Source organism: [Bacillus] caldolyticus (assembly GCF_003595605.1).
GTDB classification, from domain to species: Bacteria; Bacillota; Bacilli; order Bacillales; family Anoxybacillaceae; genus Geobacillus; species Geobacillus thermoleovorans.
In genome coordinates, this window is sequence record NZ_CP025074.1 from 3,288,935 (window position 1) to 3,301,961 (window position 13,027).

Sequence of the window (13,027 nt, forward strand, 5' to 3'; positions counted from 1 at the left end):
GCTCGATGCAACGGCGCATGCGGCGTTCCGTACAAAACACGGACACTGGAGCCGAGCTGCCTGACCGCAAAAGTGATCGATGACCGCCTGCCGCCAGCCCACTGTAAATTCACAGTTGTCAAATGCCAGGCCTTGCTTTAATATAAAAATGTCCATATCCGATAACTAAATCAACTCGCAGCAAGGCGCCGAAAAGGCTTAATAGGGAATCCGGTGGGAATCCGGAGCTGTCCCCGCAACTGTCAATGCGGACGAAATGAAATCGCCACTGTACGGACGGATGGCTTGCGCTGTTTTCCGTACGGGAAGGCTTCAGAGTAGGATGAAGCATGAGCCAGTAGACCTGCCTTGCTTGCCGCAGTTTCCGAATCTTCGGGGGGTGAGACGCGGAAACAGTCGCATAGGGCATTGTTGTGCCCATTGGCGGTCTGTTTCGCGCTCATTCCCAGATTTAGGCGGAATGGGCGTTTTTTATTGTACATACATCACTGAAGGGGGAATGACGGATGAAACGTTGGACATGGCCGGCGGTGGTGGCGGTGTTCTTCCTTCTGGCCGCCGTGCTGGTCGGCTGCAGCGGTGGAGCCAATAGCAACGCCCAGCCAGCGAAAAAAGAAGAACCGAAAACGGAACAAGCGGCGTTTCTGGTGACGGTGAAAGACGGGCTTGGCGAGGATGTCACGATCAAAGCGGAACCGAAAAAGATCGTCTCGCTCATCCCAAGCAATACGGAAATCGCCTATGCGTTGGGGTTGGGCGATAAGATCGTCGGCGTCAGCGATTTTGACAATTACCCGGAAGACGTCAAAACGAAAACGAAAATCGGCGGCATGGAATTCAACGTCGAGAAAATCATTTCGCTCAAACCGGATCTTGTCTTGGCCCACGCGTCAAGCGCCCATAACTCGCGCGATGGCCTCAAGCAATTGAAAGACGCCGGCATCACCGTGCTTGTCGTGAATGACGCGAAGTCGTTCGACGATGTGTATGCGTCCATCGAATTGATCGGCAAAGCGACCGGGGCGTCGGACAAAGCGAAGCAAGTGATTGATGAGATGAAAGAGAAGCTTGCGCAAATTCAAGAAAAAGCGAAACAAATCCCGGCGGACAAACAAGCGAACGTCTGGATTGAAGTGTCGCCGCCGCCGCAGCTGTATACGGCCGGCAAAGGGACGTTTATGGATGAGATGCTTCAAGTGATTTCAGCGAAAAACGTCGCCGGCAGCTTGGAAGGCTGGCCGATGGTGACGGAAGAAAAAGCAGTGGCCTATAAGCCGGATGTGATCATCACGACATACGGCGGAGCGAAGCAAGTGTTTGCGCGCGCTGCTTGGAAAGACGTGCCGGCGGTGAAAAACAAGCGGGTGTATGACGTCAACACCGACTTAGTAAGCCGCCCGGGTCCGCGTCTTGTCGAAGGGGTCGAGGAACTTGCCAAAGCCGTTTACCCGGATGTGTTCAAGTAAAACGTGGATGTATATATTGGCCGTCACGGCGGCCATGTTATCGTTGCTCGTAGGGATATCGACAGGATCGCTGTCGATTCCCTTTTCTTCTATTGTTCGCATTCTTGCGTCCGAATGGTTTGGTATGCCGCTTCCGTCTGACATTCCGGCCGATTGGGTGCCGATCGTGATGGCGATCCGCTTGCCGCGCGTCGTGCTCGCTTTTTTGGTCGGGGCGTCATTGGCGCTGGCTGGCGCGGCGTTCCAAGGGTTGCTGAAAAATGCGCTCGCCGATCCGTACACGCTCGGCGTCTCGTCCGGCGCCTCGGTCGGGGCGGTGCTCGTCATCTTTCTCGGCTGGCAATGGCCGCTCTTTGGCACGTTCACGCTGCCGATCGTGAGCATTTTATGCGGCATGGCGACGCTTGTCGCCGTTTTGGCGTTCACTCGCGCGGTTGAGCCGCAGCTGTCGGTTGAGACGATCATTTTAGCCGGCATTATCTTCGGCGCGTTTTTCAGCGCCTTCATTTCACTGATGATCGCTTTGACCGGGGAAGAATTGCGGCAAATCATCTCATGGCTGATGGGAAGCGTCGCGATGCGCGGCTGGAAATACAGCGGGCTTTTGTTGCCGTTTTTTCTCATCGGCGCGGCGGTGCTTCTCGCCAACGGCCGCGAGTTGAACGCGTTTGCTTTTGGCGAGGCGGCGGCGCTTCATGTCGGCGTTGATGTTACGCGCCGAAAAGTCATCATTTTGACGGCGGCGGCGCTGCTCACCGGCGCGGCGGTGTCGGTGTCCGGGACGATCGGTTTTGTTGGGCTCGTTGTTCCGCATATGGTTCGGCTTGTGTGCGGGCCAAACTATCGGGTGCTGCTGCCGCTGTCTCTCTTGTATGGCGGTGCGTTTCTTGTGCTTGCCGATGTGGCGGCGCGGACGATCATTGAACCGCGCGAACTGCCGATCGGCGTCATCACCGCGCTGATCGGCGCCCCGCTATTTGCCGTCTTGTTTTTCCGAAAAATGAAGCGAAAGATGGGATGATGATGCTTGAGGTGCGGGCCGTATCGCATCGGTATGGACCAAAGCAAGTGCTTGATCGTGTGACGTTTTCCGTGGAAAAAGGGGAGCTGTTTGGCATCGTCGGGCCGAACGGCAGCGGAAAAACGACGCTGCTGAAACTCATTTGCAAAGAGCTTCCGCTTGCCAGCGGTGAGATCAAGATTCATGGCCAGCCGCTTTTGGCGCTGTCTGCGAAGCAATGGGCGCGGTTTGCCGCTGTCCTGCCGCAGACGGCGGAGGCGGCGCCCGGCTATACGGTGAGAGAAACGGTGGCGCTCGGCCGCTACGCCCATCAGCGCGGCTTGTTTCCGACGTGGACGAAAGAGGATGAAGCGGCGGTTCAAGAAGCGCTTCGTGCGGTCGGCTTGGCTGACAAAATCGATGAGCCGCTTGAGCGGCTAAGCGGCGGCGAGCGGCAGCGCGCCTATTTGGCGCGGGCGCTTGCCCAAAAGCCGCAGCTGCTCTTGCTGGATGAGCCGACGAACCATATGGATGTGAGCGGCCAAGTCCGGCTTTTGGACCGGCTCGCGGAAGCTGCCCGCTCCCGCGATTTGACGGTCGTCGCCGTCTTTCACGATATGAACGTCGCTAGCTTATATTGCGACCGGGTGCTTGTGTTAAAAGAAGGAAAAACAGCGGCGCTTGGAACGCCGACAGATGTGATGACGCCGGCGCTGCTTGAGGAAGTGTTTGCCGCGCCGATTGTGCGTCTGGCTCATCCGGCGGCGGCAAAGCCGATGTTTTCGTTTGTGCCGAAAGGGAAACAAGAAGAATCGTCGGCCGGCGGGCTGCGTTTGTCCTTTCTTGATGACGCCGCTGTTCTGGCCTCCTGCCAGCCGCTTCGCGTCCTGTCCTCGGCATTGATCGGCGCTGGGTTTCAATGGGCGACCCATTTTGTCAACCGCCAAGTCGGGTTGGATTACGATTGCGGCGATGCGGAAGGAGACATGCGCCGCTATTTGGAGCAGCACGGGTTTTCGCCGGAACGAACGATCGGCATGATGACGGCGGTTGACGTCCATGATGCCGTTTGGCTTCAGAAAGAAGGGGAAGCGTTTTCGGTTGCAATCATGACGACCGCTGGCGTCGGCAATGCGGTTGATGCCGCTCGGGCGTGGCAGCATAAGCCGCTTGCGGCAAGGCCGGGAACGATCAATATGGTGATTGTCATTGACGGAGTGCTGACGGAAGCGGCGTTTGTCCAGGCGATGATGACAGCGACGGAAGCGAAGGTAAAAGCGCTCGCCGACTGTTCGGTTTGCGACCTGGAAACAGGGACGCTTGCCACCGGCACGTCGACCGATTCGCTCGCCGTGGCGGCGACGCAAACCGGGCGGACGTTTGCCTATGCCGGAACGGCGACGGAACTCGGGCGCGCGATCGGTCGGCTCGTGTATGAAGCGACGATCGAGGCGCTTGACCGCTACAAGCGGCGGAGGGGGCGGCGATGACGCATTTGCTGGCAATGACGTTGGCTTTGCTGTTGGATGCGCTGCTTGGCGACCCGCGCTGGCTGCCGCACCCTGTGCGCGGGATGGGAACGCTGATTGCGTGGCTTGACCGCCGCTGGAATCAAGGAACAAAGCGGCGGGCGAAAGGGGCGGCGGCCGTGGCGGTCGTGTTGGCCGCTGTTTACGGGGTATCGGCGTTGGTCGTTTATGTGGGCTACGCGCTGTCCGTATACGTGGGGGTGGCGATCGAGGCGGCGCTCATTTTCACCACCATTGCGACCAAAAGCCTCGCTGAAGCGGCTGAGGATGTGCGCCGGCCGCTTGAAGCGGGCGATCTTCCCGAGGCGCGGCGGGCGCTGTCGATGATCGTTGGCCGCGACACCGAGCGGCTCGATGAGGCCGGCATCACCCGCGCCTGCGTCGAAACGGTGGCGGAAAATACGAGCGACGGCATCACGGCTCCGCTCTTTTACGCGGCCTTGGGCGGCGCGCCGCTTGCCATGCTGTACCGGGCAGTGAACACGTGCGATTCGATGCTCGGCTATAAAAATGAAACGTATCGCGAATTTGGCTGGGCGGCCGCCCGGCTGGACGATGCGCTCAACTACATTCCGGCGCGGCTGACGGCGCTCGTGATGGTGTTGGTTTGCGGCGGCCGCCGCCTTCGTTTGGCGCTGTCGATCTTGTTTCGCGATGCCCGCCGCCACCCAAGCCCGAACAGCGGCTGGCTCGAGGCGGCGATGGCTGGATTGCTTGGGGTGCAGCTGGGCGGGACGAATACATATGGCGGCGTCGTCTCTGAGCGGCCGACACTCGGCGATCCCGATGTTCTGCTGCGCTCGGTTCATATTCGCCAGGCGGTCGGCATCATGATCAGAACGGTGCTCGCCTTTACGTTATTGCTGCTATGGATCGGGGGGATGATCGTTGCGTTGGCCGGCGCATGGGGCGAATCCGCTCGCGTTGTATGAGCAATGCGGATTGGCCCCTCCAGACGAATACATTGATTTCAGCGTCAATACGAACCCATATCGCCTGCCGCCGTCGGCTTGGCCGAACGGCGAGGAATGGATTCGCTGGGCCGGTGAGTATCCGGATTCGGAAGCGAAGGCGCTCAGGGAGCTCGTTGCCAAGCAGGAGCAGATTCGACCCGGACAAGTGCTGGTGACGAACGGGGCAGCGGAGGCGATTTATTTGTTGGCCGCGCTGCTTGCCGGCCGGCGCGTCGGCATCTTGGAGCCGACGTTTTCCGAGTATCGGCGCGCCTGCCTTGCTTACGGATGCGAAGTCAAGTCTTTGCTGGCAGAGGAAAGCCGCGGTTTTTCGTACGACATTGACCAAGCGGCGGCATGGGCGGCGGAATGCGACGCGGTTTTTTTCTGTCATCCGAACAATCCGACCGGAACCGTGATGCCGGAGCGTGATCTCCGCTCGCTCGTCGCTGCAGCGGACCAAGCGGGGACGTATATCGTGGTGGATGAGGCGTTCTATCCGTTTTGGCGCGGCGGATTTACAGCCATGCGTTGGCTGGATCGCTATCCGCGCCTCATTGTGCTTCGATCGTTGACGAAAATTCATCATCTGGCCGGCGTGCGCCTTGGTTATGTCGCTGCCGACGAGGCGGTGATCGCTTCGCTGAAAACGCATCAGCCGCCATGGAGCACAAACTGCATCGCCCAACAATTGGCGCTTCGTTTCATGGCGATGGAATCGTTTGTCAAGTGGACGAAAGAACGGATCGCCGCCGAGCGGGAGCGCGTGTTTCGGTCGCTGCCGGCCGGCCGGTATGCCGTCTCGCCGTCGGTCGTCAATTTTTACTTGCTGCGTCCGCTCTCCGGACGGACAGAGGATTTGTTTTTCTATTTATTGCAGCAAGGAATCGTCCCGCGGCATACAATGAATTTTCCTGGACTGGACGGACGTTACGTGCGGCTTGCGGTCAAAACGCAGGTGGAAAACGATCGGCTTCTTGAAGCGCTTGCGAGGTGGAGCGGATGATGGTGTTTGTCAGCGGCGCCGCGCGCAGCGGAAAAAGTGAAGCGGCGGAAATATGCGCCATCCGGCTTTCTCGCGGCGGTCGGCTTCACTATATCGCCACCGCGCAGGCAATGGATGAAGAAATGACGGAGCGCATCCGCCGTCATCAAGAGCGGCGTGCGGCGCAGGCCGCGCATTGGACAGTGTGGGAAGCCCCGTTCTCTTCTCAGGAGATTGCCGCTTCCTTGCACCCTGATGATGTTGTTCTGCTTGATTGCTTGACCACATGGCTCGCCCACGAGCTGTTCTTTGGTGAAAATTGGAAAACAGACGCAACCGCTCAAGCTGTTGCTTGTCGCATGCTCGATGAAGTGCGGGCGTGGGCGGATGCCTGCCGTGCGGTCGTGATTGTATCGAACGAGCTGTTTGCCGGGGGTGTTCCGGATGATCCTGGCACATTTCGCTACATGAAAACGCTTGGCTTGCTTCACCAACAGTTGGTCGCGGAAGCGGCGGCCGCCGCGGTCGTTGAATGCGGCCTTCTCCGCGTGAAAAAAGGGCGGTGGCCGGGATGAAGCAAGCATGGAACGGATGGTTGTTGGCGCTGCAGCTGTTTACCACGATCCCGATTCGGCGCTCGATCGCATGGAACGCCGCCCATGTCCGCTGGCTCGTGCGCTGTATGCCGCTTGCGGGGGCGCTGATCGGGGCGCTTTCGGCCGGAGTGTATGCACTCTTTTCCACGTTTTCATTCAGCTCGCCGCTTGTTTGGGCGCTTCTTCTTCTTTGGCTCGGCATTTGGATGGCCGGGGGGATGCACGCTGACGGCTTTATGGATGTGAGCGACGCGTTTTTTTCGTACCGCGACGTCAAGCGGCGGCAAGAGATCATGTCCGATCCGCGCGTCGGCGCGTTTGCGGTGTTGTCGCTTATTTGTTTGTTGTCATTTCGTTGGCTGTTTCTGTACGAATCGCTCCAGACAGGCATTCCGCCGGCGCTGTTCGCCGCCGTTCCGCTGTTGTCGCGGGCCGGGGCTGCCTGGCTTCTTTCCGTCGGCAAGCTGGCAAAGCCGACAGGAATGGCTGCATCGCTTCGCGAATATAGTTCATGGCGTGATGCCATTTGGGCGCTTGGACTCGCTTTTGTATTGCTTTCGCTTCTTTGTGCATCCACCGCCATTTCGGTGCAAACAGGGGCGGCGCTGGCTGCAGCGGCTGTCGTTTTGGCGGCGGCGGCAAAGCCGTGGGCGGAAAAACAGTTTGGCGGCATCACCGGTGATGTGCTCGGCGCGCTGATCGAAGGAGGAGAGACGGTGCTATGGGGCGTCATTTGGCTCTTACACTCATCCGTCATGGGATGACGGAACAAAACCGACGTCGGGCGTATATCGGCTGGACGGACGCGCCGCTTGCGGCCGCGGAGCGCAATCGGTTGTGCCGCTTGCAGCTTGAGCGGCCGTATCCGGTCGACTGCATGGTTACAAGCGACCTTCACCGCTGTCGAGAAACGGCCGCCTTGCTGTTTGGCGGACGCGGGGCAGATTGGTGCACCAGCCGTTGGCGCGAGCTTCACTTTGGCGCTTGGGAAGGAAAAACGTTTGCTGAGCTGGAAGCGGAGCCCGCCTACCGCCAATGGCTTGCGTCGCCCTTTTCTGCGGCGCCGCCCGGCGGGGAGCGTTATGCCGACTTTCAAGCGCGCATCAAACAGGCGCTTGCGGAGACGATTGCTTTCGCTGAGCGGGCGGGCGCCCGTCATGTGGCTGTCATCACCCATGGCGGCCCGATTCGCCTCCTGCTCGAGCAGTATGCGCCCGATGCTCGTTCGTTTTGGGAATGGGAGGTGCCATTTGCCGGCGGATATACATTGGAATCGACGATCGAGCGTTGGAAAGGGGGAGAGCGGTGCATTTCGTTATCGGTGGTGCGTTTCAAGGAAAACGAAAATGGGTGAGGGAACGGTATGGAATAAATGATGGAGTTCATATTGTATGGCATAACGGTTATGTGGAGCCGTATAGGCCGCCGGATGGCATCGAAACGGCAAAAACGGTCGTCTTTGACGGGTTGGAAGCCGCCATCCGCCCCCGTCCGGACCCAGACGAGTGGGAATCCTATTTCCGCGCTTGGCAGCGGTGGGAAGCGGCAGCGCCTAACCGCACGGTCGTTTGGATCGGCACCGATGTGACGCAAGGCGTTGTTCCGGTTGATCCGCAAGAGCGGCGCTGGCGCGACGCCGTGGGAATGTGCTACCAGCGACTAGCTTCCTTGTGCTGCCGCGTCGACCGGCTTTGGTGCGGACTGGCGGAACAATTGAAATAAGGGGGAGAGGAACAGTGAAATTGTATACGCGAACAGGAGACCAAGGGAAAACGAGTTTAGTCGGCGGGCGCGTGGACAAAGACCATTTGCGCGTCGAGGCGTACGGAACGATTGACGAGGCGAATTCGTTCATCGGATGGGCGCTTGCGTTATTGGCCGGCGATGAACGGTTTCGCGACCTTTGCGCTGAGCTGCAAAAAATCCAGCACGAGCTGTTTGACTGCGGCGGCGACCTGGCCATCGTCAACGGCAAGCTTCCGTATAAGGTGACCGAGGCGATGGTCACATTTTTAGAAGAGCGCATTGATGCGCACGTGCAAGAAGCGCCGCCATTGCAAAAATTCATTTTGCCGGGCGGCTCCAAGGCGGCTGCGGCGCTCCATATGGCGCGTACGGTGGCAAGACGGGCGGAGCGGTGCATCGTTTCCTTGCAAAAAGCGGAGCCGATCAACGATGTTGTGCTCAAATATATGAACCGCCTGTCCGATTATTTGTTCGCCGCTGCCCGGGTCGTGAACGCGCGTTTAGGGGTGAAGGACATCGAGTATGAACGGAGCGCGATTGTGTTCCGCGACAAGGAGGAGAAACAATGAACCGCCGCTTGGCTTGGACGGCCGTTTGTTTGGCGCTTTCGGCGATCGGATCGTTCATCAAGCTGCCGACGTTTGTCGGCAGCATCGCTTTGGACAGCGCACCGGCGCTTGTCGCCGCCGGGGTTCTTGGCCCGCGCGCCGGAGCGGCGGTCGCTGGGCTTGGGCATTTGGTTTCGGCGTTGATCGGCGGTTTTCCGCTCGGCCCAGTTCATTGGTTTGTCGCTCTTGAAATGGCGGGGCTTGGCGCCCTGTTCGCCGTGCTGCATCGGCGGGGATGGAAAATCGGCAGCGCTGTCGTCTTTTTCATCGGCAATGCGTTTTTGGCGCCGTTGCCGCTTGCCGTTTCGTTCGGCTGGCCGTTTGTTTTTGCCGTCATTCCGCCGCTTTCGGCAGCCGCGGCGGTCAACGTGTTGATCGCTTTGGCCGTCATGCCGGTTGTCGTCCGGTTGGCGGCGAAAGCGGGGGTGGAGGCGCCGCATGCGTGATGTGCTTTTCCTTCCGTTTGCCGACGGCATGGAGCTCGCCGTTGCGGCCGACGGTTCGGCGGCGGTCGGGGACAAGCCGGGTGATGTGGTGTCCGTCTCGGTGGATGTTGTTGCGTATTTTTCCGCCCGCGTTGCCTTGATGGAGCTGTTGAGCGTCGGAGCGGAAGCGAGGGTCGTCGTGCTGCAAAACTTCATCGCTGATGACCGGTGGGAAGCTCTTTGCTGCGGTATCAGGAGAACGTGCCGCGAGCTGGGGATCGATCTCCCGATCACCGGCAGCACGGAATCGAATTTTCCCACCGTGCAGTCGGCGCTTGGAGTGACGGCCATCGGGACGGTGGCCAACGAACGGAAACGAATCGGCATCACGCCCGAAGAGGCGAAGTTTGCCGTCATCGGCCGTCCTCTCGTCGGCTCGGCCGTGCTTTCACATCCGGAATGGGTTGCGCCGCTTCCGCTGTTTGCCGCGCTTCTCCGCACACCATACATTTACGAATTGATTCCCATCGGCTCGAAAGGTATTTATTACGAATGGACACAGCTGTTAGCCGCTAACGGCCGCCAAGGGCGGGCCTGCGCATGCCCGCTTCCGCTCTTTTCCTCCGGCGGCCCGGCGACGTCGGTGCTTGTCAGTTATGATCCAGATGGCGAACGTGAAATCAAAAAGCAAGCCGGCTCTCTCTTTTTTCCACTGCACGTCGAGTGGTAAAAGCCGGCTGCTTTTGGTGAAAAAATCATTCCCTTTTTCGCTCGGACCCGTTATCATGAAGATAATGGGATTTTTTTGTCGTGGTCCATGGAGGAGATAGGGGGAGAGAAGCGATGGACCCCGTCTTTGAACAGTTGTATGAAAAGTACCATCATGATTTGTTTAATTTTTTATTCTACATGGTGCGGAATCGAGAGCAGGCCGAAGATTTGGTTCAGGAAGTGTACGTCAGAGTGCTGCGCTCATACAAACGATTTAAAGGGCAGTGCAGCGAAAAAACGTGGCTGCTGTCCATTGCGCGCCATGTGGCCATTGATTTTTTTCGCAAGCAAAAACGCCGACGCCAATGGGCTGGTTCGGCGGAATGGAGCGAGGAACAAATCGGCGCCGACGAGCCGATTCCTGAGGAAATGGCGATTCAAAAAGAGGAAATTCAGCTTATGTACCGTGGTTTGGCGCGCTGCACGGTTGATCAGCGGCTTGTGCTCGTCCTTCGATTCATCCAGTCGCTGTCGATCGCGGAAACGGCGGAAGCGCTCGGCTGGACGGAAAGTAAAGTGAAAACGACGCAGCACCGCGCACTAAAGGCGCTCAAGCAATATATGGAGGAAGAGGCAAAACAGGAGGGGTGGCGGTGTGAAAAAGCTCAATTGGAATGAGCGATGCATTGAACATGGCCTTGAACAGTTGCCCGTCATCAAAGACCGGCGCACGAAAGAAGAAGTGTATGTCCGGCTGGTGCGCGCTCAGCGGATGGCGCGCTGGAAGCGGCGTTGGCTCCCAGCGGTTGCATCGGCGGCCGTGCTTGCATTGGCGGTTTATGCCGGTCCGCATTTTATCGTTCCAACACGTTCGGACAAAAACGAGGCTTCCTCATCCCCTGTTCAGACGCTAGAGGCGGATGGCGCTTCCTCTCACCCAAAAGCGATGATGGCCGCCAGCGAACCGGCGAATGCAGTGGTGATTGCCTTGCCCGATGAGCGAATCGGCCAAGTGGTGCCAGTGGTTGTTCCCCTTCCTGGCCGTTTTGCGCCGAAAGAACGGCTGTCCGCGGCGCTCGGTGAGCTTGCCCGTTCCCCGTTGCGTGAGGCGTCCGCGTGGCTCGACGGTGTGAAGATGGCCCCGGCGGCAGGCGATGGGCGCGTATGGGTTGTTCGCGTTCCAGCGAGCCATCGCGTGTTTGCCGCCAGCCATGAGGAACAGCGCCTCTTTTTCGACGCGGTCATGGAAACAGTGCGGCAGATGGGCGGGCGAAGCATCCGCTTTTTCACTGGGGAGGAGGAGGGGCTCGATTTGCCAGTGTTGGGTCGTCTAAAAACGACAAAAATCAATGAGCAGAAGCGAATGTATTATCAAAACCGCTCCTCCTCCTTCGGCTATCCGGTGCTCATCCCGGCGCTAGGCAGCGCCCGCTCGTTTCCTGAGGCGCTGCAGCAGATGAAAAAATCGACGATCCACGGGCTTGAGCCGGCCATTCCACCAGGGGTGGAAGTTGATTCGGTCGATGTCGATGCGCGCCATGCTACGGTCCGGCTTCATTTGTCCGCTCGACCAAGCGCGGAAGAAGCGGCGAGCATGGCGGAGGCCGTGCTGCTGACGGCGAAAGAGTTTGGGTTGCTTGACGTCACATTCGAATCGAGCGGGTTATCGACTCTTGGCCCGTATCCGCTTGGGAAGCCGATCAACGTGCCGGCCGGACCGAACGCCGCGTTGCTGGCAACCGGCCCGTAGCCGCCAGCGTGAGCTCTTAGCGGTTTTTAGACGGTATCATTTTGTTACATTTTTGGTAATGTCGACGCGAGGCCGTTCTATCGGCGTTCGTTTTGACATAAGACATATATGGTGCGACATAGGCAAGGAGGGATGGAAATGGGCGATGTGATGAGACGCCTTTTGGCGGTGGCTGGTGTGGCGGTATGCGTCGGACTGTTGTTTCTTGTCGGCGCCAACGGATGATTGGATGAATATTCGCAAAACGGTTGTCCTTTCTTGCGGTAATGCGTTATAATGAGAAAAACAGCAGGAGAGGAGAAACACCGATGTTGACCGATTATCATAACCATTTGGAACGAGGGGCGTTGACGCTTGATTATTTGCGCCAGTTCACGGATGCAGCGGTCAAAAAAGGCATCCAGCATTTCGGCATTTCCGAGCACGCGTACCATTTTTACCAAACGAAAAACATTTTGTCCAACCCGTGGGTCGACGCGCGCCGCTGCTACGATATGGACGATTATGTCCGGCTGTTCCACGAAGCGTGGGATGCGGGCCTCGATGTGAAAATGTCGATCGAAATGGATTATACGCCGGGCAAACACGAGGAAATGGCCGCCTTTATCCGCTCATACGAGTTTGACTATGTCATCGGTTCGATCCATTGGGTCGACGATTTCGGCATCGACTTAGCCGAATATCGCCACGAGTGGGAACGGCGCGATTTGTACGATACATACCGCAAATATTTCGATCAAGTCGTGACGCTCGCCGAGTCGAATTTGTTTGACATTATCGGCCACCTCGATTTGGTGAAAATTTTTAAATACGTCCCGGAAGATGAGGAATTTTTGCTTGAACAATACGATCGGGCGACAACAGCGCTCGCCAATTCGAAAACGTGCGTCGAAATCAGCACCGCCGGGCTGCGCAAGCCGGTTGGCGAACTGTATCCGGATCCGCGCCTGCTCCAAATGTGCTATGACAAAGGCATTCCGATTGTGTTGTCGTCCGACGCGCACGTGCCTGAGCATGTCGGCGCCGATTTTGACAAGGCGGTGGAACTCGCCCGCAGTGTCGGCTACACCGAGCTGATGACGTTCTCGAAAGGGGAGCGGAAGGCGGTGCCGCTCGGCTGAACGGAACTGACAAAACACGAGGGTGTCCCAAAAGGATCGGGACACCCTTTCTTAGTATGTAGGCGTAAAACAATCATGAAGAAACGATGCATTGTGTTTGGTTTAAGGAAAAACAACCTTTTGGGTCATGATCATCG

Annotated in this window: 15 protein-coding genes and 1 riboswitch; all 15 genes read left to right on the forward strand. The window is 58.1% G+C overall.

Going from position 1 to position 13,027, the window contains the following annotated elements:
• Window positions 1–166: 166 nt before the first annotated feature.
• A riboswitch (cobalamin riboswitch) is annotated at window positions 167–365 on the forward strand.
• A 141-nt stretch (window positions 366–506) separates the two neighbouring features.
• The 15 genes from CWI35_RS17115 to CWI35_RS17185 all read left to right on the forward strand — a co-directional run bounded on the left by CWI35_RS17115 (window position 507) and on the right by CWI35_RS17185 (window position 12,890).
• Window positions 507–1,466, forward strand: a complete 960-nt coding sequence (locus tag CWI35_RS17115; RefSeq protein ID WP_119877953.1) for an ABC transporter substrate-binding protein — start codon at window positions 507–509, stop codon at window positions 1,464–1,466.
• Window positions 1,432–2,487: a FecCD family ABC transporter permease gene (locus CWI35_RS17120; RefSeq protein WP_011231748.1), complete on the forward strand. Its 1,056-nt coding sequence runs from the start codon at window positions 1,432–1,434 to the stop codon at window positions 2,485–2,487. Before CWI35_RS17115 ends, CWI35_RS17120 begins: the two co-directional genes overlap by 35 nt.
• Window positions 2,484–3,956, forward strand: a complete 1,473-nt coding sequence (locus tag CWI35_RS17125; protein WP_011231747.1) for an adenosylcobinamide amidohydrolase — start codon at window positions 2,484–2,486, stop codon at window positions 3,954–3,956. The genes CWI35_RS17120 and CWI35_RS17125 overlap by 4 nt, the downstream gene beginning before the upstream one ends.
• Window positions 3,953–4,927: an adenosylcobinamide-phosphate synthase CbiB gene (gene cbiB / locus CWI35_RS17130; RefSeq protein ID WP_081130566.1), complete on the forward strand. Its 975-nt coding sequence runs from the start codon at window positions 3,953–3,955 to the stop codon at window positions 4,925–4,927. The genes CWI35_RS17125 and cbiB overlap by 4 nt, the downstream gene beginning before the upstream one ends.
• Entirely contained in the window at window positions 4,884–5,954 is a 1,071-nt protein-coding gene (cobD, locus tag CWI35_RS17135) for a threonine-phosphate decarboxylase CobD (RefSeq protein ID WP_011231745.1), read from the forward strand. Before cbiB ends, cobD begins: the two co-directional genes overlap by 44 nt.
• Window positions 5,951–6,508, forward strand: a complete 558-nt coding sequence (locus CWI35_RS17140) for a bifunctional adenosylcobinamide kinase/adenosylcobinamide-phosphate guanylyltransferase (protein ID WP_011231744.1) — start codon at window positions 5,951–5,953, stop codon at window positions 6,506–6,508. Before cobD ends, CWI35_RS17140 begins: the two co-directional genes overlap by 4 nt.
• A complete protein-coding gene (locus CWI35_RS17145) occupies window positions 6,505–7,293 on the forward strand; it encodes an adenosylcobinamide-GDP ribazoletransferase (protein ID WP_011231743.1) in 789 nt (262 codons plus the stop codon). Before CWI35_RS17140 ends, CWI35_RS17145 begins: the two co-directional genes overlap by 4 nt.
• On the forward strand, window positions 7,251–7,883 hold the full coding sequence (locus CWI35_RS17150) for a histidine phosphatase family protein (RefSeq protein ID WP_014196225.1): 633 nt from the start codon (window positions 7,251–7,253) through the stop codon (window positions 7,881–7,883). Before CWI35_RS17145 ends, CWI35_RS17150 begins: the two co-directional genes overlap by 43 nt.
• A complete protein-coding gene (locus CWI35_RS17155; protein WP_011231741.1) occupies window positions 7,835–8,251 on the forward strand; it encodes a bifunctional adenosylcobinamide kinase/adenosylcobinamide-phosphate guanylyltransferase in 417 nt (138 codons plus the stop codon). The genes CWI35_RS17150 and CWI35_RS17155 overlap by 49 nt, the downstream gene beginning before the upstream one ends.
• A 14-nt stretch (window positions 8,252–8,265) precedes the next feature.
• Window positions 8,266–8,844, forward strand: coding sequence for a cob(I)yrinic acid a,c-diamide adenosyltransferase (locus tag CWI35_RS17160; RefSeq protein WP_011231740.1), 579 nt, complete (start codon window positions 8,266–8,268; stop codon window positions 8,842–8,844).
• Window positions 8,841–9,329 carry an ECF transporter S component gene (locus CWI35_RS17165; RefSeq protein WP_011231739.1) on the forward strand — a complete coding sequence of 163 codons (489 nt, stop codon included), beginning with the start codon at window positions 8,841–8,843 and terminating at the stop codon, window positions 9,327–9,329. Before CWI35_RS17160 ends, CWI35_RS17165 begins: the two co-directional genes overlap by 4 nt.
• Entirely contained in the window at window positions 9,322–10,038 is a 717-nt protein-coding gene (locus tag CWI35_RS17170; protein ID WP_014196222.1) for an AIR synthase family protein, read from the forward strand. The genes CWI35_RS17165 and CWI35_RS17170 overlap by 8 nt, the downstream gene beginning before the upstream one ends.
• 113 nt (window positions 10,039–10,151) lie before the next feature.
• Window positions 10,152–10,697: an RNA polymerase sigma factor SigX gene (sigX, locus tag CWI35_RS17175; RefSeq protein WP_011231737.1), complete on the forward strand. Its 546-nt coding sequence runs from the start codon at window positions 10,152–10,154 to the stop codon at window positions 10,695–10,697.
• Window positions 10,675–11,769, forward strand: a complete 1,095-nt coding sequence (locus CWI35_RS17180) for a GerMN domain-containing protein (RefSeq protein WP_011231736.1) — start codon at window positions 10,675–10,677, stop codon at window positions 11,767–11,769. Before sigX ends, CWI35_RS17180 begins: the two co-directional genes overlap by 23 nt.
• Window positions 11,770–12,077: 308 nt before the next feature.
• Window positions 12,078–12,890: a histidinol-phosphatase gene (locus CWI35_RS17185; RefSeq protein ID WP_011231732.1), complete on the forward strand. Its 813-nt coding sequence runs from the start codon at window positions 12,078–12,080 to the stop codon at window positions 12,888–12,890.
• Window positions 12,891–13,027 lie beyond the last annotated feature (137 nt).